The sequence below is a fragment of the Weissella halotolerans DSM 20190 genome (assembly GCF_000420365.1).
GTDB lineage: Bacteria > Bacillota > Bacilli > Lactobacillales > Lactobacillaceae > Weissella > Weissella halotolerans.
The window spans coordinates 439,256-462,449 of sequence record NZ_ATUU01000001.1 but is presented as its reverse complement, the minus strand read 5'-3'; the positions used below and the strand labels follow the sequence as shown (position 1 = coordinate 462,449).

The following is a 23,194-nucleotide window of genomic DNA, read 5'->3' as shown; positions in this document are numbered from 1 at the left end:
GTTATACATATGTATAACTGGGACTTTTTTTGTAGGTTAAGGAGAAAGGATGAGCACAATGTTTTTAAAAAGTGACAAAGTGAAAGCAGGTGGGGTGGCTCGTTATTGATGCTGGCTGCCATAAAAGAACATAGCAGTAGCATAGCGATAACAGATTAAGAGAAAGTAGGTAGTCAAAAATGGCTAACAATAATCAATCCCATTTAAAAGATAATCCCCAGCTGACAAAAAGGCCCGCCTTTTGGCAAGCCATGTTAATCATGTCAGCCCTAGTCCTCATTTTTACCATCAGTATTATTGGTTATCATTTACCACCTTATATTCCACTGATTGCCGGTATTAGTTTGGTCATGGCTGTTGGCCGCTTGCTGGGACATTCTTTTAGCCAACTACAAGCAAATCTGTTAGCAGGCCTGCAGACAGGATTAGCCCCTTTGTTTTTGTTCTTACTAATCGGAATGCTAATCGCTTTATGGTTAGCGACAGGTGTAATTCCGACAATGTTAGTGCTGGGCTTTAAATTGGCTAATGAACAGTGGTTTTTGCCTAGTGCCCTCTTAGTAATGGCGCTCGTAGGCTCAATGATTGGGTCTGCTTTTACGACGATTGCGACGATTGGGACGGTTTTGATGGGCATTGGAACGACGTTAGGTATCGCACCTGATATTTTAGCCGGGGCGATCATTTCCGGGGCAATCTTTGGTGATAAAAGTTCTCCTTTGTCAGACTCTACCAACTTAGCGGCTTCGATTGCACAGACTGATTTATTCGCTCACATTAAAAATATGATGTGGACGACCATACCGGCTTTAGCGGTCAGCTTAGTGCTTTTTACCTGGCTTGGTTTAGGACATCAGGGCATTGCCCATCCAGCTGAGTTAAGACAATTGATGGCTTTATTTAAACCAAGTTGGTGGGCAGTGCTACCGTTAGGCTTATTAGTCCTGATGGCTTGGCGTCGGATTCCAGCAATTCCGACTTTATTAGTGAATGTCGTAGTGTCCGCAGCAGCCTTTTTGACGCAAAAGGGGTTACCAGCGTTAAATGAGTTATTATTAAATGGTTACCAGAGTTATAGTTCACAACCCGTTGTGGCGGCTTTGTTAGATCGAGGTGGTATGCTGGCGATGATGCCAACTGTTATTACAATCATGTTAGCGTTAGCTTTGGGTGGGCTCCTGACGGAACAAGGCATTCTGCAGGCAGTGATGCTACCGCTGGCTAAACGGCTACACAGCCAAGCTGGGGTCGTAACCGGGGCCATTATTTCTGGAATAGTTGCTAATTTTATGATTGGGGAACAATATTTAGCCACGATTATTCCAGGTCAACTTTGGAAGGCTGATTTTGATCGGCTCAAACTCAGTCGGTTAGCCTTAAGTCGGACTTTGGAAGATTCAGGAACAGTATTTAATTATCTTGTTCCTTGGGGAGTAGCCGGTAGTTTTGCGGCCCAAACATTAGGTGTTTCAGTTTGGCACTTTATGCCCTTTGTTTTCTTTGCCTGGCTATCACCTCTTTTTTCTTTATTAGCTGCTTGGACGGGGATTGGCTTAAAACAGGCTACACCTTCAAGAAGAAGCTAATAAGCGATGAAGCGCTTGCTGAGCTAGGTGGTGGGCACCTTTGTTTTCTTTTTCTGGAATCCAGTGAACAATCACTAGCTGATAGCGGTCGATATGGGCTAATAATGAAGTTAATTGCTTAGGGAAATGTTTAGCATAGCGCTTTTCTAAGCTTGCAATGACAAGATTGGCGTCACTATAAAACATGATGGTGTCATCTGGCTGACAGAGACGATCAGCTTGCTCAAAGGCAAATTGAGCAGCTGCAAATTCAGCTTCATGATTACTAAGATTACCCAGGGCGTGTTGGTACTGGTATTGGTGACCAGCCCGAACAATCGTGACACCAGCCGTGCTGGGCCCAGGATTACCCTTACTGGCTGCGTCGCTATGAATGGTAGTAAGCATGTGATCTCCTTTGAACTGAGTAGAATATCAATTAATCTTATGTCCTATTATAGAGCAGGAGGCCGTATACAGCCAAAAATGGCTTTAAGGGTCCTTAAATAGAAGACGTGGTATACTAACCTGAATAAGCAAATAAAATGAGGATAGGTTATGAATGGATATTATCAACCCGCTGGGTTAATTGGTCGGGTTACTTGGACCTGGCTGCTGATGTTGCCCATGTTTGGCACTATTATGTGGCTAGAAGCAACTAAGGTGACTCCTTATACGATTGTTAGTTACCTTGTGTTTATCATACTCGTCGTGTGGCTATTTGTTCGGCGCAAGGCCAGTCTCACTAAGGAGCAGTTGCGCTTGTATCAACTTTTTGGACTGCATACTGAGCGTTTGGACTTAGCTGATATACGTCACTTACAGGTCAACCGACATCAGGTCTTGTTTACGGTTGACGGTGAAAATTACAATTATTGGCTGTCACCCAAGTTGGCAGATGCCTTTATTAAGGCCGTTGAGCGGGAGACAATGACAGTTGAGCAGGAGGCATGATGGATAGTAAAGAGGTTGTCATTACAACAGAGCAGGGGCGCTTGGATAAAGTTTTACGAACGGCCTTTCCAGAATTTAGTCGGGCCCAATTGACCAAGTGGATTACAGATGGTCATGTACTGGTTAATGGGCAGAAAAAAAAGCCAAAGTATAGTGTTAAGGCAGCCGACCGCATAACATTGGTAGAACCAAAAGCAGAACCTTTGGCAGCTAGACCACAAAATTTACCAATCGAGATTGTATATGAAGATGATGATGTGATTGTAGTTAACAAACCGCAGGGCATGGTAGTTCATCCGGCAGCTGGGCACCCTGATGGGACACTAGTAAATGCCTTATTGTATCATACAAAATTGTCGTCAATTAATGGTATTATTCGACCAGGTATTGTGCATCGTATCGATAAAGATACATCTGGTCTGTTGATGGTCGCCAAGAATGATCATGCACATGAGGTACTGAGTGCCCAACTCAAGGCGAAGAAAAATTTACGACAATATTATGCCCTGGTTCACGGTGAATTTAGTGAGGAACGTGGAACAATTGATGCTCCACTTGGCCGATCACCCATGGATCGTAAAAAGCAGGCGGTCGTTGCTGAAGGTCGGCCAGCTGTAACTCACTTTGAAGTTGTAAAACGTTTTGTCGGTTATACATTACTCAGGGTAACCTTAGAGACTGGGCGGACCCACCAAATTAGAGCTCATATGGCCTATATTAAGCATCCCGTAGCTGGTGATCCCTTATATGGACCAAAAAAGACTCTACCGGGCCAGGGGCAGTACTTACATGCAGCTACACTGGGCTTGACCCAGCCGACAACCGGTGAGGATTTGCGTTTTTCTGCCCCTTTGCCTGCGGGGTTTAAAACGATGTTGGCTCAGTTGACTCCGTATGCGGAGAAGACTAACGAGTCTGGTGAAAACATGATAAACTAAGAGGGTCTTCTTAAGTCGTCAATCCGTGAGTTGACCAGGGGATAACGCGAGGGAAAAAGGGTGATGGCGTTATCTGGTAACAGATGACGCCATTTTTTAATGTTATTGAACAGAGGAGAAATTGAGATGGCAAAAGAGATTGTTGACGCAATGGCAATGCAGCGTGCTTTGACCCGGATTACGTATGAAATCATTGAAAAAAATAAAGGGATTGCGAATTTAGTTATTGTTGGCATTAAAACCCGTGGTGTTTATATTGGCCAGCACATTGCTAACCGACTACAGCAGTTAGAAAATGTTGATATTCCTGTAGGTGAGCTAGATATTTCAGCTTATCGTGATGACCAAGGGGAGCCTTTAGCAGCTGTCACGAAACAAAAATTGGATATCAATATTGACGGCAAGCGGGTTATCTTAGTCGATGATGTGCTTTATACCGGACGGACGATTCGTGCCGCTATGGATGCCTTGATGGATAATGGCCGGCCAGCAGTGGTGAATTTAGCGGTCTTAGTCGATCGGGGACACCGTGAATTGCCCATTCGAGCAGATTTTGTTGGGAAAAATATTCCGACGTCTTCTTCTGAACGTATTCAAGTCAATGTTAAAGAAGTTGATGGTTTTGATTCAGTAGAAATCCAGTAATTCAGTAAGTAAAATAACATACCGAGCACTTAGTAATCGGCAGGACGAGGTAGGGTATGACACGGCGATATTTAATATTACAAGATGGGTCCATCTATCCAGGTGAGGCCTTTGGCGCCCCAGCAACAACCTTTGGTGAAATCTTTTTTCATACTGCAATGACTGGTTATCAAGAGATTATGACGAATCCCATTTATCATAACCAAATTGTGGTCTTTACTATGCCAACAATTGGGGTAGCTGGCATTAATCACCGGGCAGATGAAGCAATTGGTCCGATGGTGAAAGGGGTTGTTGTCCGTTCGTTGGCTGAGGTTTCAACTAATCGTTTAAAGTCAATGAGCTTACATGAATTTCTAAAACGATACAATGTACCGGGAATTGCACAAATAGATACACGAGCACTGACGCGGCACTTGCGGGAAACAGGCACTCAAAAAGCGTCCATTGTTGATGTTCCTGATGAGCATGCCTTTGACCAATTACAGGCCCTCGTTCTTTCAAATCAACAAATTCAACAGACTTCAACCCCCCGCGCCTATGTGAATCCCGGCCGTGGTGCTAATGTGGTGGTGCTTGATTTTGGGTTAAAAAACGGTATCTTGCGAAAACTTAATGACTATGATGCGAATGTAACCGTACTGCCATTTAGTACCTCCATTGATGAGTTAGCTAATTTAGATCCAGATGGAATTATTTTATCTTCGGGCCCAGGGAATCCGAATGATGTACCAGCCGATATTTTGGAACTCATTAAACACTTTCAAACGCAGGTGCCATTATTTGGTATTGGCTTAGGACATGAATTATTTGCCTTAGCAAACGGTATTCAATTAGTACCAATGCAAACTGAGCACCATGGTATGAATCACCCGATTCGTGAGCAAATTACTAATCAAATCCTTTATGCTACGCAAGCGCAGGGCTACCAGATTGATGCAACAAGTTTAAAAGATAAAAATATGATTGTGACCTATGTTGATTTAACCGATGGGGCGATTCAGGGTATTCGTCACCGTGATTATCCAGCTTTTAGCGTGCAATTTTTCCCTGATGCATCACCGGGTCCCATTGAAGCTAGTCAGCCGTTTGAAGACTTTATGGAATTAGTCGAAGATCGACGGAAAGGAGATCTGTCATGAAAGAGCGTGTGCTCATTATTGGGAGTGGGCCAAATGGGTTTGGTCGTGAAACAGAAGGTGATGTAGCGGCCTATCAAATGGCTTCGGCTTTGCTAGACCGTCATTATGATGTTTTCTTGATTGACAATAATCCCTATAGTTTTACGGCTAGTCGTCCAGATATCGACGTCATTACAGCTGATTTAACCTTGGACAATGTACTGGCAACGTTAGAAAGTTACAATATTACTGCTATTGTACCGACCGTGGGCAGTATGACTGCTATTAATTTAACAGCAAATGTGGTTCAAAGCCTAGGGGATCAGGCCCCTAAACTATTTGGAACCTCTTATCCAGCTATGCAGGCGGCCCAAAATACAAAGTACTTGCAGGAACGATTAGAACAGCTAAACTTACCAGCAGTGCAAACTCGGCTAGCAACCAATGCCGGTGAGGTTTTTGATGCGGCTAGGGAACTGGACTTTCCAGTTGTTTTACGGCCGATTGCTACGCCGGGTCCAGCTGTGCGTTTGCAGGCTGATGATGCTGACGATTTAGATCAAATTGCCCAGGATGCTCTGCGCCAATCCTTAACGCACCAAGTCAATGTCGATAAAAGTATTCGTGGATATCGTGAAATTGCCTTAGTGGTGATGCGTGATTGTCGCGATACGACATTAATGATTGGCGGGGTGGAAGATTTAGATCCAGTTGGTGTCCATTCAGCAGATTCAATCGCCATTACACCCATTCAAACGCTATCGGATCCGATAACGGAAACCTTGCGGACGGCGGCCTTTAAGGTAGCACGAGGGTTTAAGGTTGAGGGCTTGTTAGAGGTTCGGTTTGCTGTTCGACCCGAGGATGAAAGTTATGTCATTACGCGGATTGTACCCTATTACGACCGAAAAGCAGCCTTGATCACAGCCGCAACAGGCTATCCTCTAGTACCAGTTATGACCGGGGTGATGTTAGGGGAAAGATTGGATAAAGTGACCTTACCGGGAATTTATGCAAATCATACAGCACTTTTGGAACCGACAATGGATCATATTGCGATTCGCTTTCCGGTTTTTGCCTTTCGTGAACTTGAAAAGGCGGACATTCTAACGGCTAATCGGTTGGATACAGTCCAAAAATCAGTTGGTGCGACCATTGGAGTGGGGCGTAGTGTTGAAGAAGCCCTTGAAAAAGCGATTCGAGCAGCTCATTTTAATAATGTTAGTTTTTCGCCGACCGTCATGAATGCACTCACTGACAGTGAATTGATTGAACAATTAATTCATCCCCGTGACAATCGTATTTTTGTGCTTATGGAAGCGATTCGGCGGGGCTATACAGTTGATGAATTGGCTGAATTAACTAAGATTGATCCCTTTTATTTTTATAAAATAGAACAAATTATGACGTTGGAACAGTCAGTTCGTGAGCATCCTTGGGATATTGAAACGCTTAAGGCAGCAAAATATTATGGGCTGTCTGACGGCTTAGTCGCGCGCCTATGGAATACAGTTTACGATAGTGTTCGCCGTTACCGTTGGGATAATAATGTATTGCCTACTTATAAAGCATTTGAACCTTCGGCAGGTGAGTTTCCAGAAGCTGTTGCTCAATTTTATTCAACTTTTGAAGATGAAAATGAGAGTGAACGCTTAGGCGATCACACGGCGTTGATTATTGGTAGTGGAGCATTTCGATTGGGCGATGGAGCAGCGGCTTCTTATGTTGAAGCAACAGTGGCAGACGAATTAAAGGCATTAGGCTGGCAAACGGTGTTGGTGAATAATAATCCCCATGACCTCTTATTTGTCCCACAATTAGGGGATAAGCGCTATTTTGAACCAATCGAAATTTCAGATGTGATGAATGTGGTAGAAATTGAGCAACCTAGTCAGGTTTTTGTGCCTGGTAATCGAATTAAGCTTATCCAAAGTCTAAGGGCTGTCGGTTTGAACGTGCAAGTGATTCCACATGAAAAATATTTGCCATCTACTATGGCAGCAGATGGGGCAACTTCTTTAATTAATTACTTCTGTGATGGACAAGCCTTGTATCCAGTGGCAATAAGCGAGCAGTCAAATGAGCAGGTTACTGTCAGTCAACCGAAGAAGATAACAGAAGTCAGTCTTAATTTGCCAGAGGGAGATTTTCGACAACCGGGACTTTATCAAAGTCAGTTAAGTCCTGGTCAGTTGGTGGGAACGGATCTAGATGTTCAACTAAGACCAATGCCCTTTGTGCAGGTAGCTCTCCTGGAGAAAGTGAGTGGCTATGCGTGGATGCGCATGGCAATTCGCTACATGGTTGGTCAAGAAACTCAGCAGGATCAAGCACATTTACTGGGCCTAAAGCAATGGCAGTGGTTACATCATCGGGGCACGCTCAAGTATGTCGATGATGAATTTATTGAACATATGCATATTCACGGTTCCTTTGATAACGGCCGCTTTGCGATTGGGGCTCAATTAATCCTTGATGATTGATCAGGCGAGTAATGAGTTTTTGGCTTGAATATGCTAAACTAAAAGGTATGTGTAAGGACTAAAATTAAAGATAAGAAAGAGGCTGATGACATAATGTGGAAGAAAGCAATTGCAATTTTTGCAGTACTTGGAATTGGGGTTGGCTTGGCCGTTTGGGGAGCAGGTCCTCGGGCTATTGCAACCACCGATGATGGCAACGTCAAGGAAACGACCTACTATAATGAATTAAAGAAAACCCAGGTGGGCCAGCAAACCTTGGCCAATATGGTCGTTATGAAGGTGCTTGATAAAAACTATGGTGGTGACGTCTCAAAGCAAGAGATTGACCAACAATATCAAGCAACCAAGAAGCAACTTGGGGATGCTTTTGAACAGCAATTAACACAAAGCGGTATGACACCTGAAATGTTCCGGAATTCAATTAAGCTTCAATTATTAGAACGCCAGGCAGTCCGTGCAAATGTGAAAATTTCCAATAAGCAGCTAAAACAAGCTTACCAAGATTATCAACCCAAAACTCAAGTATCAGTCATTTTGGTTGATGATGAAGACAAAGCTAAGGACGTCATTAAGAAGTTAGATGATGGCGATAAGTTTACGGACTTAGTTAAGAGTGAGTCAAAAGACGGCACAAGTAAGGACAAGAAGGGACAGTTAGAAGCCTTTGATTCAACGTCTACAACTGTAGAAGATAGTGTTAAAAAGGCAGCCTTTGCCCTAAAGCCGGGTGAATATACCAAAGAGCCGGTTAAGTCTGAAAATAGTAATGGTTATTACATCATTAAGCAAGATTCACAAGAAAAGAAGCCAAGCTTTGATAAGTTAAAGAGCACCTTGAAGGAATCCTTACTAGAAAAGGATATGAATAATCAAGATGTTGTTAACGCGATTGTGGGAGAAGAACTAGGTAAGGCCAACGTTCAAATTAAGGATCCAGAGTTAAAGAATGCTCTGGCAACTTATACCCAAGCAGCTGCTAAGAAAAAGGCAGAGGCGGTCAAGGCCCATCAAAAGGCTACCAAAGCTGATGAAAAATAATGACTATAAAAACCATCTTTCCTTAAGAAAGGTGGTTTTTGTTCGTTTTTAAAGGGCGTGTTGGGACTAAGACTAGCCTTTTAAAGGGAAATGTTCTAGAATAAAGAGTATTATAAAAAAACAATGTTCGCATTTTATGGATAAGGGGACAAGAAATGATTGATCGTTATACGCGCCCGGAGATGAAGCAAGTATGGTCCTTGGATAATCAGTATCAAACCTGGTTAGCGGTTGAAATTGCCGTTACCGCTGGTTGGGAGGCAGAAGGGCTTGTACCAGCTGAAGATTTAAAGGCGATTCGAGAGCATGCACGTTTTGATAGTCAACGAATTGCAGACTTGGAAAAAGTCACGCGGCATGATGTCGTCGCGTTTACTCGGAACGTGTCAGAATCGCTGGGGGCCGAACGTAAGTGGATTCATTATGGGTTAACATCAACAGACGTGGTTGATACAGCCCAGGCATTAAGACTCGGCCAAGCCAATGCCATTATTAAAGCGGATTTAATTGCTTATCGTGATGCCTTGGCTAAGCTGGCGCGGCAGTATAAAGATACAGTCATGATGGGACGTACACATGGTGTCCATGCAGAACCGACTACCTTTGGTCTGGTAATGGCTCGTTTTTATCAAGCAGCTAAGCGTGATATTGAACGCTTTGACCGGGTTAGTAAAGAAATGGCAACCGGTAAATTATCTGGGGCTGTTGGAACCTTTGCTAATATTCCACCGCAAGTGGAAGCAGTTGCCATGGAAGAATTAGGCCTAACACCGCAACCAATCGGATCCCAGGTTTTACAGCGTGATTTACATGCAGATTATGTGAGTGCCATTGCGATTATTGGGACGACCTTAGAGGAATTAGCCACTGAGATTCGGGGCCTGCAGCGCTCAGAAATCCATGAGGTTGAGGAGGGCTTTGCTGGTGGTCAAAAGGGTTCCTCAGCAATGCCACATAAGCGCAATCCAATCGGGTCAGAAAATATTGTGGGCTTATCACGAGTGTTACGTGGGTATGCCGTAACTGCGATGGAAGATGTAGCGTTATGGCATGAGCGTGACATTTCACATTCGAGTGCTGAACGAATTATTTTGCCTGGTGCGACCGGACTATTAGACTATATGCTTCATCGCTTGACTGGTATTTTAGAACATTTGCAAGTCTTTCCAGCAACGATGAAGACTAATATGGGTCGGACCTATGGGTTGATTTATTCACAACGCTTACTGTTGCAATTGGTTAATCATGGCCTATCACGCGAGCAGGCTTATGATACTGTACAAACATTAACTGCCCGTGCCTGGGATGAACACTTGCAGTTCCGGGACTTAGTCGAGGCTGATCCTACGATTACCAATACATTGACCGAAACCGAAATTGCAGATGCTTTTGACTATCAGTGGCATTTGAAGCATGTGGATGATATTTTTAAGCGGGTTGGGTTATTAGATGAATCTAGCTCACAGGCATAATTAAAGGGACTTAGGACTAGCAACATGCTAGTCCTAAGTCCCTTTTTTAGATGATTATTTTCTATGTATAATGGCCAGTTTATTAGGGATCCTACCCAAAGGTTGGGTCATCAATTTGAGAATGATTGTGCAATTTGTTTGACAAATTGTCAAAAGTTGTCTAACATTTGGTTATCGAATCGTTCGACATTCGAAATATATGAAAGGAGGACAGCAGATGGCTCAGTTAGATACTGTGGAGATTATGAACTTAATCCCAAATCGTTATCCAATCTTGTTTGTTGATTATGTTGAGGACTTAGTTCCTGATGAATCACTAGTGGCTACCAAGAATGTGACCATTAATGAGGAGTATTTTCAAGGACATTTTCCAGGTAATCCGGTTATGCCCGGTGTACTGATTATTGAAACCATGGCCCAGGCAGCATCAATCTTGATCCTTTCGTCGCCTAAGTTTGCCCACAAAACGGCTTACATGACGGGGATTGATCATGCCAAGTTTAAGCGAATGGTAAAGCCAGGGGATGTTATGAAAATTAAGGTTACCTTTGGTACATTACGGGCCAACATGGGGACGGTTGATGTGGCCACCTATGTGGATGATCAACTGACAACCAGTGCGCAATTAATGTTTGTCGTATCAGACGATGAGCAACAGACAAACTAATGGATGGAGATAGGAATGGTGGATGGAGAGCGCATAGCCTTTGAAAGTGTAAATGATGCCCTGCGAGATGTTTTTAATAATGTTAGCTGGATTGAGGAGGCTTCCCTCCACGGCTCTGATTTTAAAGACATTTCCTTAAAGGAGATGCATATCATTGCAGCGATTTCGATGTATGAAAAGGCTAGAGCTTCAGAAGTTGCTCGCACCGTACATTTAACACCAAGTGCCATGTCATCAGCGATTGATAAGTTAGTTCAGAAGGGCTATGTTCAACGGCGACGTTCTGAAGCTGATCGACGGGTCGTTAAACTAGCGCTGACGCATCGCGGACGGGTTGTGTATCGCGCTCACGCTGCCTTTCATCGAAATATGACGCATTGGCTGATTGATTCCTTGTCTGACCATGATGCACAAGTAGTTGAGGCAGCAATCATGCACTTACAAGACTATGTACAAAACCTAAACCAGTCCATTAAATGAACTATGGAAAATTTTTCAATTGTAGCCTCAGACCACTACGTACCTAGTCGTATTGTGACTAATGATGAATTAAGTCACATGATGACAACATCAGATGAGTGGATCACATCGCGGACTGGTATTCGGCAACGTCACGTGGTTATGGATGAAGGAACAACCGATTTGGCGGTACGAGTAGCTGAGGGTCTGTTAACAAAAGCTCAGTGGTCTGCCGATGACCTTGATTTTATTATCGTAGGAACGATGTCACCAGATACATTAATGCCATCAGTTGCAGCTGCGGTTCAAGGAAGGATAGGCGCCAATAAGGCCTTTGCGTTTGATTTATCAGCAGCCTGTTCTGGTCTAGTATTTTCCTTGAGCATGGCAGCAAGCTTACTTAGCAACCGTTATCGTCGTGGATTAGTGATCGGTACGGAAACATTGAGCCGTTTGGTCGATTGGACTGATCGAACGACGGCGGTGTTATTTGGTGACGGTGCGGCAGGTTTCTTAGTTCAAGCGACACAAGACCCAGTTGGCTTAATGGGGGAGCAATTAGCGACCTTTGGTAGTGAAGGGAAGGCTTTAACGGCTGGTCAGTTAGGTAGTCAGAGTGCTTTTACAGAGCCGACGGCGACTGAACTATCCTTTAGCATGAACGGTCGCCAGGTTTATAATTTTGCTACCCGCCAAGTACCTGATGCGATTCAGTCAGCACTGAAACGATCAGGATTAACCTTACAGGATGTTGATGTGTTTCTTTTGCACCAGGCAAATGCACGAATCATACAAAGTATCGCCAAACACCTGAAGCAACCACTAGAGAAGTTTCCAATTAACGTTGGTGACTATGGGAATACTAGTGCGGCAAGTATTGGTATCTTATATAGCGAATTAGCAAAACAAGATGTACTCCATCCTGGTCAAACGATTGTGTTAGCCGGCTTTGGTGGCGGCTTAACAGCTGGGGCCCTGGTGGTGAGAATTTAAACAAGGCAATTATTTTTACTTTTTAGTATATGACGTAAACTATTTGATTATTGAAATAAAAGGAGATTAAGAAGATGACTAACGATGAAATTTTTAACAAGGTAAAAGATATTTTGGTAGACCAATTTGATTTGGAAGATGATGAGGTTAAGCTCAGCACTAACCTTTCAGATGATATTGATGCAGATTCATTAGACCTATTTGAAGTTTTGAACCGTGTAGAAGATGATTTTGATATTCAATTGGCCGTTGCAGAAGATATTGCAACTGTACAAGATCTAGTAGATAAGATTGCTGAACAAGAAAAAGCAGCCAAGTAAGGCTAGGCTGACGAGGAGGAGTGACATGACTGTTAAGTTAACGAATCCCATCTTCGAAAAACTTGGCATGCGATATCCAATCGTACAAGGCGGGATGGCTTGGGCTGGAACCGGTAAATTGGCGGGTTCTGTCTCTGAAGCTGGTGGCCTAGGCATTATTGGTACGGGTTATTGGCATGCAGATCAAGTTCGTAAGGAGATTCGACGGGCACGTGCAATTACAGATCGGCCTTTTGGGGTCAATGTCATGTTGATGTCACGACATATTCGTGAAGTCTTTGATGTTGTGATTGAAGAAGGGGTCCAGGTGGTGGCAACTGGGGCCGGTGATCCATCCCCCTTCATTGATGAATTACACGCACATGGTATTTCCGTCATCCCAGTGGTGCCATCGGTTGGTTTAGCACGCATGATGGAGAAGAAGGGCGTGGATGCAGTGGTTGCTGAAGGCATGGAGTCAGGTGGCCATATTGGGTCCCTGTCAACCATGACAATTGTGCCGCAAGTAGTAGGTGCCGTTGATATCCCAGTGATTGCAGCTGGTGGTATTGCGGATGGGCGCGGTGCAGCTGCAGCTGTGATGCTAGGGGCAAGTGGTATTCAAATGGGTACCCGTTTCTTAGCTTCAGAAGAGTCAGAAGTCCATGAGAACTTTAAACGGGCAGTCATCAAGGCTAAAGATATAGATACAGTGGTGACCGGTGAGCTGTTAGGTAGTCGGGCCCGGGTATTAAAGACAAAAATGTCAAAGAATTATATTAAACAAGAACGCTTTGAAATTACGAAACCAAAGCCAGATGCAGACGCAGTGGAAGAATTAGAAAATGGATCTTTGCGGCGGGCAGTTGTTGATGGCAATAAGGAAACGGGTGCTTTCATGGCCGGCCAGGTTTCGGGAATGATTACGGAATTAAAACCGGTTGCCCAGATTTTAGAGGAAACGTGGCAAGAGGCGTCTGATCTGCTAGAGAAATATTAAGTGAGGTTATGATGCAACTAGGAATTTTAATGAGTGGTCAAGGGGCGCAATATGCTGGAATGGGTCAGGACTTGTATGATCAGGAACCAGCTTATCGAGCTGTGATTGACCGAGCGAGTGATCTAGCTGGTATGGACTATCAAAAATTAGTCTTTAATGATGCAACACGGCTGAATCAAACCCGCTATGCGCAACCAGCAATTTTTGCAATGTCAATGGGAATTGCCAACGCGCTAAAACCAGTTTTGTCGCCAATCAAAGGTGCTTTGGGCTTAAGCTTAGGTGAATATAGCGCCTTAACGTTGGCTCAAGCCATGGACTTTGACCAGGCCTTTAAGCTGTTATTAGACCGGGGCGCCTATATGCAAACAGCCAGTGAAGAAATAAAAACCGAGATGATAGCTGTACTGACCGAGCATCAAGATCAGGTCTTGGCGACCGTTGAAGAAGTGCAAGCGCAAGGCATGCACGTTTATCCCGCAAATTTCAATACGCCTAAGCAATTGGTATTAGCAGGTGATGCTAGTGGTATTGCAGCTGTAAGGGAAATCTTTAGTGAAGCGGGCTTTAAGGTGATACCACTGGCAGTGTCAGGTGCTTTTCATACGCCCTTTATGGCTTCAGCAGGGCGACTGCTAAAGCAACGGCTGGCTGATGAACGTTTTAAACAATCCCTGTTCCCAGTCTATTCGAATACGACTGGTAAGCCTTTTGTTGACATTCAAACAACGTTAGGGGAACAGATTACGCGGCCAACACACTTTACACAGGCTTTAACAGCAATGTTAGCAGATGATGTGGATACGTTGATTGAGTTTGGACCCAATAAGTCGTTAACCAAATTTGCGCGACAGATTGCTGATAAGTCAATACAACGTTTAGCGGTGACCGATTATGCATCCTTGCAAGCGGTGCGTGAAACGTTAGCAAAAAACCAGGAGGAAGCGGCATGGAACTAGCAGGTAAAACAGTCTTAGTAACAGGTTCAACCCGCGGGATTGGGTTAGCGATTGCCCAGGCCTTTAGTGCGGCTGGTGCACGCCTGATTGTACATGGTCGCCATGCACCAAAGCCAGCGCTTTTAGCAACTTTTCCTACGGATACAACAGTATTAGTGGGTGATATTGCAGATGACAAGGTGATTGCACCAGCAATTAAGCAGCTGTATGAAAGTGGCCAAAAAATTGACATTTTAGTTAATAATGCAGGCATTATTCATGACAAATTAGCCATGGGAATGAAACCAATTGAGTTTGCGCAAGTGGTCGACACGAATTTAAATGGAACCTTCAATGTTACCCAGCCTATTTTTAAAAAAATGTTGCGTCAACGGTCGGGAGCCATCATTAATATGGCCTCGGTGGTAGGGCAAATGGGTAACATGGGGCAGGCCAACTATGCTGCGTCCAAGGCGGGCATTATTGGATTAACTAAAAGCCTAGCTAAGGAAGGTGCCTTGCGAGGAATCCGAGTTAATGCGATTGCACCTGGCATGATTGATTCGGATATGACGGCTCAATTATCAGCAAAGGTCAAAGAACAGGCATTAGCAACGATTCCACTAGCACGCTTTGGTCAGGCTAGTGAGATTGCTCAAACAGCACTATTCCTGGCTGAAAATGACTATATTACTGGTCAAACAATAACTGTTGATGGTGGCTTATACATTTAGCAAGGCTGATACACATTCCTTTGCACTTATTCAATTAATTATTTAAAACTGTGTATCAAAAATGAGGTGATAATAAGATGACAAGAGTTGTTGTGACGGGACTGGGAGCATTGACCCCAGTCGGTAATACTGTAAAAGAATATTTGAAAAACTTGATGGATGGTCGAATTGGGATTGCACCCATCACAAAATTTGATGCTAGTGATACGGGTATTACAGTGGCGGGTGAAGTTAAAGACTTCGACCCAGCTGAACGTGTTGGTAAGCGGGAAGCCCGCAAAATGGATTTATTTGCCCAATATGGGGTTCATGCTGCTGGGGAAGCCTTAGAACAGGCGGGCATCACTGCAGAAAATACAGATCCTAACCGGATGGGCGTGGCTTTAGGGACTGGAATTGGTGGCTTGACCACCATTCAAGAGCAAGTGATTAAGATGCATGATAAGGGACCTAAGCGGGTTAGTCCATTATTTGTGCCTGATGCCATTCCTAATATGCTGTCTGGTAATGTCTCCATGCGTTATGGGGCCAAGGGCGTTAACTATGTTCTATCAACGGCCTGTGCCTCAGCAACGAATGCGATTGGTGAGGCCTTTTGGCGGATTCAGGCTGGTAAAGCTGATGTGATGATTACCGGTGGTTCAGAAGCATCGATTAACGAGATGGGGATTTCTGGGTTCGCAGCATTGACCGCCTTATCAACGGCCGAAGATCCCAGCCATGCGTCGATGCCTTTTGACCTTAATCGCCGTGGCTTTGTCATGGGTGAAGGAGCAGGGGTACTGGTATTAGAGTCACTCGAGCATGCAACGAAACGTGGCGCTACGATTTTAGCCGAAATGGTTGGTTATGGTGCTAATTCAGATGCCTATCATTTGACAAGTCCAACTCCAGATGGATCAGGTCCCGCTGGCTCAATGGAATTAGCTTTGCAGGATGCAGGACTGAATGCGGACCAAATTGACTATCTAAATGCGCATGGTACAGCAACTGGGGCCAACGATGCGGCTGAGGCTAAGGCCATTGAAAAGGTTTTTGGTCCAAATGGAGTTTACGTTTCCTCAACAAAGGGGATGACAGGACATTTGTTGGGTGGCGCTGGTGCCATTGAAGCCATTGCAGCCATTGGTTCCTTGCTAGAAGATCGGATGCCACGGAATGTAGGTGTCTTTGAACAAGATCCTGCCACGGCTGGAGTAACCTTGGTTGATGAACATAATCAAGACCAGGCGTCAACCTACGTGATGTCAGCAAATTATGGTTTTGGTGGACATAATGCGGCGATTATTTTTAAGAAATGGGATGGAGCCTAGTTATGGAATTGAGTGTAACTGAATTAAAGGAGTTAATGCAGACTGTAGAAGAAAGCACACTGCGGGAATTTAATTTAGCTGCTGGTGATTTTCATTTAGTTTTGAGTAAAAATGAACCAGCACCTGTGGTTACTGCTGGAACAGCGCCCTTGGCACAGGCAGAATCAGAACCAGAGGTTAGAGTAAATCAGGAGGCCACCTCAGATGTGCCTACTCTGGCGCAAACCACTCAAGAAACTGATGGTGTGACAATTTCTGCTCCCTTAGTAGGCACGGTTTATCTTAAGCCGGAGCCTGAAAAGGCCCCCTTTGCCCCACTAGGCAGTCATGTTGAGGCTGGCGATCAAGTGGCCATCATTGAAGCCATGAAATTAATGACGCCAGTCACAACGGAGGTTAGTGGTACGGTGGTTGAAATTGCCGTAAGCGAAGAAGACATGGTTGATTATGGTCATGCCATCATGAAAATTAAGCCTGATGTTTAATGAGGAGGAAAGATGACAGTTCTAAGTACAGAAGAGATTCAAAACATCTTGCCCCATCGATATCCGATGTTATTGGTGGATACGGTAGAAGAATTGGTTCCTGGAGAGAAAATTGTCGCAATTAAAAATGTCACGATGAACGAAGCTGTTTTCCAAGGGCACTTTCCTGGTAATCCAACTTTTCCTGGCGTATTGATGGTTGAGGCCTTAGCCCAAACTGGCGCAATTGCTCTTTTATCAATGCCAGCATTTAAGGGAAAGACGGCGTATCTAGGAAGTATCCCTAAAGCCCGTTTTAGGAAACGCGTTGCACCAGGTGATCAATTACGCCTGGAAGTGACTATAGAACGCATGCGCGGATCGATTGGTGAAGGGAAAGGGACAGCCTACGTAAACGGAAAGCGAGTGACAACAGCAAGTCTGACCTTCATGATTGGAGAGTAGACGATGTTTAAAAAAGTATTAGTTGCTAACCGTGGTGAAATCGCGGTACGGATTATCCGGACCCTACGTGAAATGGGGATCCAGTCAGTGGCAATTTATTCAACTGCCGATGCTGATAGTTTACATGTTAAATTGGCAGATGAGGCAGTGGCAGTTGGTGGTCCACGGTCGCAAGACAGTTACTTAAATATGAATAACATCTTAAGTGCAGCTTTGTTGACGGGAGCTCAGGCCATTCATCCAGGCTATGGTTTCTTATCTGAAAACGCAATGTTTGCGGAAATGGTGGAAGCTGTAGGAATCAAGTGGATTGGCCCACGTCCAGAGATTTTATCCTTAATGGGTAATAAAGCAAATGCACGTGAAGCAATGCGTAAGGCTGGGGTACCAGTTATTCCAGGTTCGGCGGGCTTTGTGGAGAACGTAGAAGAAGTACGGACGGTAGCTAATGACGTTGGGTATCCGGTACTACTGAAAGCTGCGGCTGGTGGTGGTGGTAAGGGAATGCGCTTTGTTTATCGGGATGAGGAACTAGCCGATAAATTTGCTGACGCCCAACATGAGGCCCAGGCAGCCTTTGGGGATCATCGCATGTATGTAGAAAAAGTCATGACGCAGGTCCGTCATATCGAGATGCAGGTGATGCGAGATCAAGAAGGACATGCAATATACTTCCCAGAGCGTAATTGTTCCTTACAACGGCACAACCAAAAACTGATTGAAGAATCACCTGCAGTTGGTGTGACTACTGATATGCGCGCGGAATTAGGGGCCATTGCTTTAAAGGCGATTGATGCGATTGACTATGAGAATACTGGCACCATTGAGTTCCTAGAAGACCAACAGGGGCATTTCTACTTTATGGAAATGAATACGCGTATTCAAGTTGAGCATCCCGTTACTGAAATGGTGACAGGACTAAACTTAATTCGCATGCAAATAACGGTGGCTGCGGGTAAACCACTAGCACTAACGCAGGCGGAGGTTCCTTTGATTGGTCATGCCATGGAAGTGCGGGTAAATGCTGAACAACCGGCTAAAAACTTTATGCCTAGTACGGGAACCATCAACTTTGTCTTTATGCCAACAGGTGGTCCAGGGGTCAGGATTGATTCTGGTGTTTATGCAGGAGATAAAATTCAACCTTACTATGATGCCATGATTGCCAAGGTTTTAGTTCATGCCCGGACGCGGTCAGCAGCCCTAGCTAAAATGCGACGCCTCTTAGATGAGTTGGAAATTGATGGTGTTGAAACAAATGCAGCCTTTCAGCGGGAATTGTTAGATGATGTCCAAGTGATTGCAGGTAACTTTGATACGCAATATGTTGAAAAAGTATACCTGCCCAAATGGCAGGCCAAAGTAAATGGTCAGGATAAGGAGGTGGATTAATGGGGTTATTTAATTTTGCTGTTGATAAAAACAAAAAATTGGACCGTGATCCAACCTTGTATAATCAGATGCCAAATGGTCTCTTTATTGATTGTCCTTATTGTGGCGAGCGTTTCTATGAGAAACAACTTGGCCCCGCTAAGGTCTGTCCAAATTGTGGCTATGGGTTTCGCCTAACCGCCCATGAACGATTGGCCTTGTTAACAACCCATTTTGTTGAAATGGATAAAAATATTAAGGCCACCAAGACGGATTTCCCAGGATATGCACAAAAATTGGCTCGCGCCAAGCACCAAACGCAGATGAATGAAGCCGTCTTAACTGGCATTGCAACCATGCAAGGTCGCCGGATTGCCCTAGGCATTATGGACACTCATTTTATTATGGGTTCACTAGGGGCGGCGGTTGGTGAAAAAATTACCCGTCTTTTTGAACGTGCACTTAAGGAACGTTTACCTCTAGTATTATTTACTGCGTCTGGAGGTGCTCGGATGCAAGAGGGCATTAACTCCTTAATGCAAATGGCAAAAATTTCGGCGGCAGTAGCTGAATTTCAGGCAGCTGGCCTCTTTTATCTGGTGGTCTTAACGGATCCGACCACCGGTGGTGTGACGGCGTCCTTTGCTATGCAGGGTGATGTTATTTTAGCTGAACCTCATGCATTGGTAGGATTTGCAGGGCGCAGGGTAATTGAGCAAACGGTGCAAGAAAAGTTACCAGCAGATTTCCAACGGGCTGAGACCCTGCTAAAAAGTGGCTTTGTGGACCAAGTGGTGGCGCGAGAAGACTTACCGGCCACCATTAGTCGCTTAGTTGCCATGCATGGAGGTAAGTCGTAATGCGTTTATTTAAAAAGGAACTAACACCGGCTGAAGTAGTTAAACGGTCACGTGAAGATCGTTTTGATAGTCGGGAACTCATTAACGGTATTTTTACGGACTTTTTTGAGTTACATGGTGATCGGTTGAGTGCCGATGATCCTAGTATTATTGGCGGTCTAGCCATGCTCGGTGAACAACCGGTTACGGTTATTGCGACCAACAAAGGGAAAAACTTGGATGAAAAGTTGACTACGCATAATGGTTCGCCAGAACCAAGTGGTTACCGTAAGGCCTTACGTCTGATGCAAGCCGCGGCTAAGTTTAATCGCCCGATTATTACCTTCATTAATACTCCCGGGGCTTATCCAGGTAAAGCAGCTGAGGAAAATGGTCAAGGAGCTGCCATTGCACAAGATATTTTAACGAGTATGAAACTACCCGTACCGATAATTGCAATTATTTTTGGAGAGGGCGGTTCTGGTGGTGCTTTAGCACTAGCAACTGCTGACCAGGTGTGGATGGTAGACAACTCGACATATTCGATTTTGTCACCTGAAGGCTTTGCCTCGATTTTGTGGAAAGATAGTAAACGGGCTGATGAAGCGGCTGAAGTGATGGGCTTAACGGCAAAGGACTTGTTAGCTGCCGGTGTGATTGATTATATTATCCCTGATTCAAGGTCAAAACGAGTTTTTCAGTTATTACGAGCTCGCTTAAACCGAGAAATTGGACAATTACAGACCCTTGCTCCTTCAACCTTGTTAAAACAACGCCACGCTCGCTTTAGAAAATTTTAATTAAAAAAGCAGTCCAACAATGATTTACGGTAACCGCCGTAATCGCTGGACTGCTTTTTAACTTGTGCAAGTTTTTTAAGGACTTATTGGTTTTGAAGATTAATAACCTGGACATTTTCATCCAAAATACCACTGTCCCCTTTGAGAACATAGGTTAAGTTTTTAGGATTTAATTCCATGACCATTTTAGGGTTCATTTGGTCTTTGGAATATTTTTTGACATAAACTGTACCTAGGTTGCTCTTAATGGTGTCATTAAATTCATCTGTTAATTGGTCTGGACGCACAAAGTCGAGATTAAAGGATGCATCTAATGTACAGGTTGCTGCATCAGAAAAAGGACCTACGCCATCATCGAAGTCAAGGACGATTTTAGTATCGGCCTTTAAATAGTGATTTAATTTTTGGATAACGGCATCTGAAAAAGTTAGTTCCATGGTTGTGAATCCTCCTTTAGGTGGATGATACGTCAATGATAATGTAATCAGGCAGAAATAATAGGTGCCTCTGTATTGATTGTCGCGCAAAGATGGTTACTTGTCGAGTGTTTTTACTAATTTTAAGTCAGTAATTAAGGGTCAGTCACCATAAATACTAAATGCTCAGGACAACCAGTTGTGACTTACCTTGTTCTAGTAGCCACTGACTCATATAATAGGAAGGTCTAATGGACAAGGATAGACGACATTGTCAAGAAAATTGGGGGCGTAATCAATGTTAGGACGAGAGCGACAATTAGCAGTTAAGCGACAAATTCAAGCAGCAAGTCAGACCATTAGTGCCAACCAACTTGCTAAAACCTTACATGTTTCCCGGCAAACAATTGTAGGGGATGTGGCACTGTTACGGGCCAGTGGTGAGCAGATTGAATCAACAGCACAAGGCTATCGTTATCAGACTATGCGTAGACATAGGCGAGTGATTGTCGTCCACCATCAAGCAGACGAAGTTGAAACAGAGCTATTATCCTTAATTGATGCAGGCGTATCAGTTCAAGATGTGCAAGTTGACCATCCCCTATATGGTCTTTTAAAGGGTGAGTTAGCACTTTATACGCGGGCTGATGTGGATGCCTTTTTAGCGAACTATCACCAACGGCAGGGGCAATTGTTGTCGACCCTGACCAATGGCTTACATTTACATACAGTTGGTTTTGATCATGAAACACAGTTTAAAGCCGCGCAAAAGCAGTTAGCCGACTTGGACATCTTGTATCAGGGTTAGTTGACAACATAGGGCTTCTTTTGCTATGCTGGTGCCATTCGTCAGGGGTGTCTTGACACCCCTGAATTAAAAGGATGGGATGGAGTTTAGAATGGAAAAAGGGATTGGGAAGTTACTGTCAGTGACGGGCTGTGCTTGGTTATTTGATGCAATGGATGTTGGCTTGCTATCATTTATTTTGGTAGCAATCCAAAAGGACTGGGGACTGTCACAAGTGCAAGTTGGTTGGTTGGGCTCGGTTAATTCAATTGGATTGGCTGTTGGAGCGATTATCTTTGGGCTTTTAGCTGATACTAAGGGTCGTAAGTTAATGTTGATGGTCACCTTGTTAACCTTTTCAGTGGCCACGGGATTGTCAGCCCTTGCAAGTGGTTATCTTGTCTTTATGGTGTTGCGCTTTTTTGTAGGATTGGGTCTAGGAGGGGAATTACCGGTAGCGTCAACCTTAGTAGCTGAACATGTTCCACAGCACATTCGGGGTCGGGTGATTGTCTTATTGGAGAGTTTTTGGGCTGTTGGTTGGTTGCTAGCCAGTTTATTGGCTTACTTTGTGATTCCCGCTTATGGCTGGCGCATAACCTTAGTAATTGCCTCTCTAAGTGCTTTTTATGTTTTCATTTTGCGACGCCATTTACCAACTGATCAAAAGGCCGTCACCAAAAATAGTGCAAGGCCTACATTAAGTCCTTGGCAGCGAATTAGGAAGCTTTTTGAGAAGCCATATCGCCGTTCAACGATTATGCTATGGCTGGTGTGGTTCATGATTATGTTTTCTTACTATGGTATTTTTCTTTGGCTGCCAAATGTCTTAGTTGGCAAGGGCTTTAGCATGGTACATAGTTTTGGGTATGTCGTTGTGATGACCGTGGCCCAGTTACCAGGTTATTTTACGGCGGCCTGGCTAGTTGAAAAGTGGGGACGTAAATCGGTCTTGGCGACCTTCTTGTTGGGTACGGCTGTTAGTGCGTTTGCCTTTGGCTTTGCCACGACTGTGCCGATGGTCTTACTTTCTGGCATGTTGTTATCATTTTTTAATCTTGGCGCTTGGGGTGTCTTGTACGCTTACACGCCAGAGCTTTATCCCACCGCGATTCGCGGTACTGCCAACGGCTTGGCAGAAGGGTTTGGACGCTTAGGCGGTATCCTGGGGCCCTTAGCGATTGGCGTTTTTCTAAGTAAACACCTGTCTTTTGAGGCCATCTTTGCCGTCTTTAGTCTAGCTATTATGGTCGCCGTTTTGACCATTTTGGTGCTTGGTAGAGAAACAAAGGGAGTTGAACTCGATTAACTTTTCAAGCGAGTACGAGTAAATGAAAGGCCTATTGCTTGGTGGTTTACCAAGTGGTAGGTCTTTTTTGTGGTTGTTAATGCTTACTGGTCAATTTTGAAAACAGAGTAAGGCAATAATTTGT

The 23,194-nt window shown here is 44.3% G+C and carries 25 protein-coding genes; 23 read left to right on the top strand and 2 right to left on the bottom strand.

The features are described from left to right. The first annotated feature begins 179 nt into the window (after positions 1–179). Positions 180–1,586, top strand: a complete 1,407-nt coding sequence (locus G414_RS0102295; RefSeq protein WP_022791256.1) for a Na+/H+ antiporter NhaC family protein — start codon at positions 180–182, stop codon at positions 1,584–1,586. Here G414_RS0102295 and G414_RS0102290 read toward each other — a convergent pair. After that, positions 1,572–1,973 (bottom strand): RNase H family protein, encoded by a 402-nt coding sequence (locus G414_RS0102290; RefSeq protein ID WP_022791255.1) that lies wholly within the window; start codon positions 1,971–1,973, stop codon positions 1,572–1,574. The two genes, G414_RS0102295 and G414_RS0102290, sit on opposite strands and share 15 nt — an antisense overlap. A gap of 150 nt (positions 1,974–2,123) precedes the next feature. On the opposite strand from G414_RS0102290, the gene G414_RS0102285 reads away from it, so the two are divergent. The 20 genes from G414_RS0102285 (at position 2,124) to accA (ending at position 20,558) form a co-directional block, all read left to right on the top strand. Continuing rightward, positions 2,124–2,519, top strand: a complete 396-nt coding sequence (locus tag G414_RS0102285) for an EbsA family protein (protein WP_022791254.1) — start codon at positions 2,124–2,126, stop codon at positions 2,517–2,519. Further along, entirely contained in the window at positions 2,519–3,457 is a 939-nt protein-coding gene (locus tag G414_RS0102280; RefSeq protein ID WP_027694500.1) for an RluA family pseudouridine synthase, read from the top strand. The genes G414_RS0102285 and G414_RS0102280 overlap by 1 nt, the downstream gene beginning before the upstream one ends. Positions 3,458–3,583: 126 nt before the next feature. Continuing rightward, positions 3,584–4,102 carry a bifunctional pyr operon transcriptional regulator/uracil phosphoribosyltransferase PyrR gene (gene pyrR / locus G414_RS0102275; RefSeq protein WP_022791252.1) on the top strand — a complete coding sequence of 173 codons (519 nt, stop codon included), beginning with the start codon at positions 3,584–3,586 and terminating at the stop codon, positions 4,100–4,102. A 56-nt stretch (positions 4,103–4,158) separates the two neighbouring features. After that, positions 4,159–5,244: a carbamoyl phosphate synthase small subunit gene (locus G414_RS0102270; protein ID WP_022791251.1), complete on the top strand. Its 1,086-nt coding sequence runs from the start codon at positions 4,159–4,161 to the stop codon at positions 5,242–5,244. Then, complete coding sequence (locus G414_RS0102265; RefSeq protein WP_022791250.1) at positions 5,241–7,706, top strand: carbamoyl phosphate synthase preATP-grasp domain-containing protein; 2,466 nt, start codon at positions 5,241–5,243, stop codon at positions 7,704–7,706. Before G414_RS0102270 ends, G414_RS0102265 begins: the two co-directional genes overlap by 4 nt. 93 nt (positions 7,707–7,799) lie before the next feature. After that, a complete protein-coding gene (locus G414_RS0102260; protein WP_022791249.1) occupies positions 7,800–8,744 on the top strand; it encodes a peptidylprolyl isomerase in 945 nt (314 codons plus the stop codon). A gap of 155 nt (positions 8,745–8,899) precedes the next feature. Then, positions 8,900–10,216 (top strand): adenylosuccinate lyase, encoded by a 1,317-nt coding sequence (gene purB / locus G414_RS0102255; RefSeq protein WP_022791248.1) that lies wholly within the window; start codon positions 8,900–8,902, stop codon positions 10,214–10,216. 217 nt (positions 10,217–10,433) lie between these two features. After that, on the top strand, positions 10,434–10,883 hold the full coding sequence (gene fabZ, locus G414_RS0102250; protein WP_022791247.1) for a 3-hydroxyacyl-ACP dehydratase FabZ: 450 nt from the start codon (positions 10,434–10,436) through the stop codon (positions 10,881–10,883). Positions 10,884–10,898: 15 nt separating this feature from the next. Further along, positions 10,899–11,363 carry a MarR family winged helix-turn-helix transcriptional regulator gene (locus G414_RS0102245; protein ID WP_022791246.1) on the top strand — a complete coding sequence of 155 codons (465 nt, stop codon included), beginning with the start codon at positions 10,899–10,901 and terminating at the stop codon, positions 11,361–11,363. A 3-nt stretch (positions 11,364–11,366) separates the two neighbouring features. Continuing rightward, entirely contained in the window at positions 11,367–12,335 is a 969-nt protein-coding gene (locus tag G414_RS0102240) for a beta-ketoacyl-ACP synthase III (RefSeq protein ID WP_022791245.1), read from the top strand. 74 nt (positions 12,336–12,409) lie between these two features. Beyond that, the gene (locus G414_RS0102235) at positions 12,410–12,655 is read left to right on the top strand and encodes an acyl carrier protein (protein ID WP_022791244.1); all 246 of its coding nucleotides are present in this window, start codon (positions 12,410–12,412) and stop codon (positions 12,653–12,655) included. Between the two features lie 25 nt (positions 12,656–12,680). Further along, positions 12,681–13,634: a nitronate monooxygenase gene (locus G414_RS0102230; protein WP_022791243.1), complete on the top strand. Its 954-nt coding sequence runs from the start codon at positions 12,681–12,683 to the stop codon at positions 13,632–13,634. 11 nt (positions 13,635–13,645) lie between these two features. Next, a complete protein-coding gene (locus G414_RS0102225; protein ID WP_022791242.1) occupies positions 13,646–14,593 on the top strand; it encodes an ACP S-malonyltransferase in 948 nt (315 codons plus the stop codon). After that, complete coding sequence (gene fabG, locus G414_RS0102220; protein WP_022791241.1) at positions 14,584–15,306, top strand: 3-oxoacyl-ACP reductase FabG; 723 nt, start codon at positions 14,584–14,586, stop codon at positions 15,304–15,306. The genes G414_RS0102225 and fabG overlap by 10 nt, the downstream gene beginning before the upstream one ends. 77 nt (positions 15,307–15,383) lie before the next feature. Continuing rightward, complete coding sequence (fabF, locus tag G414_RS0102215) at positions 15,384–16,619, top strand: beta-ketoacyl-ACP synthase II (RefSeq protein ID WP_022791240.1); 1,236 nt, start codon at positions 15,384–15,386, stop codon at positions 16,617–16,619. Between the two features lie 2 nt (positions 16,620–16,621). Beyond that, positions 16,622–17,104, top strand: a complete 483-nt coding sequence (accB, locus tag G414_RS0102210) for an acetyl-CoA carboxylase biotin carboxyl carrier protein (RefSeq protein WP_022791239.1) — start codon at positions 16,622–16,624, stop codon at positions 17,102–17,104. Between the two features lie 12 nt (positions 17,105–17,116). Continuing rightward, positions 17,117–17,548 (top strand): 3-hydroxyacyl-ACP dehydratase FabZ, encoded by a 432-nt coding sequence (fabZ, locus tag G414_RS0102205; RefSeq protein ID WP_022791238.1) that lies wholly within the window; start codon positions 17,117–17,119, stop codon positions 17,546–17,548. 3 nt (positions 17,549–17,551) lie between these two features. Next, complete coding sequence (gene accC, locus G414_RS0102200) at positions 17,552–18,940, top strand: acetyl-CoA carboxylase biotin carboxylase subunit (protein ID WP_022791237.1); 1,389 nt, start codon at positions 17,552–17,554, stop codon at positions 18,938–18,940. Continuing rightward, positions 18,940–19,779, top strand: coding sequence for an acetyl-CoA carboxylase carboxyltransferase subunit beta (locus G414_RS07730; RefSeq protein ID WP_022791236.1), 840 nt, complete (start codon positions 18,940–18,942; stop codon positions 19,777–19,779). The genes accC and G414_RS07730 overlap by 1 nt, the downstream gene beginning before the upstream one ends. Continuing rightward, positions 19,779–20,558: a carboxyltransferase subunit alpha gene (accA, locus tag G414_RS07725; RefSeq protein WP_022791235.1), complete on the top strand. Its 780-nt coding sequence runs from the start codon at positions 19,779–19,781 to the stop codon at positions 20,556–20,558. The genes G414_RS07730 and accA overlap by 1 nt, the downstream gene beginning before the upstream one ends. An 83-nt stretch (positions 20,559–20,641) precedes the next feature. Here accA and G414_RS0102185 read toward each other — a convergent pair whose 3' ends face one another. Further along, the gene (locus G414_RS0102185) at positions 20,642–20,995 is read right to left on the bottom strand and encodes an iron-sulfur cluster biosynthesis family protein (RefSeq protein WP_022791234.1); all 354 of its coding nucleotides are present in this window, start codon (positions 20,993–20,995) and stop codon (positions 20,642–20,644) included. Positions 20,996–21,272: 277 nt separating this feature from the next. Between G414_RS0102185 and G414_RS0102180 the strand changes: the two genes are divergently transcribed. Further along, entirely contained in the window at positions 21,273–21,782 is a 510-nt protein-coding gene (locus G414_RS0102180; protein ID WP_022791233.1) for a transcription repressor NadR, read from the top strand. 91 nt (positions 21,783–21,873) lie between these two features. Further along, positions 21,874–23,070, top strand: a complete 1,197-nt coding sequence (locus tag G414_RS0102175; RefSeq protein ID WP_022791232.1) for an MFS transporter — start codon at positions 21,874–21,876, stop codon at positions 23,068–23,070. Positions 23,071–23,194 lie beyond the last annotated feature (124 nt).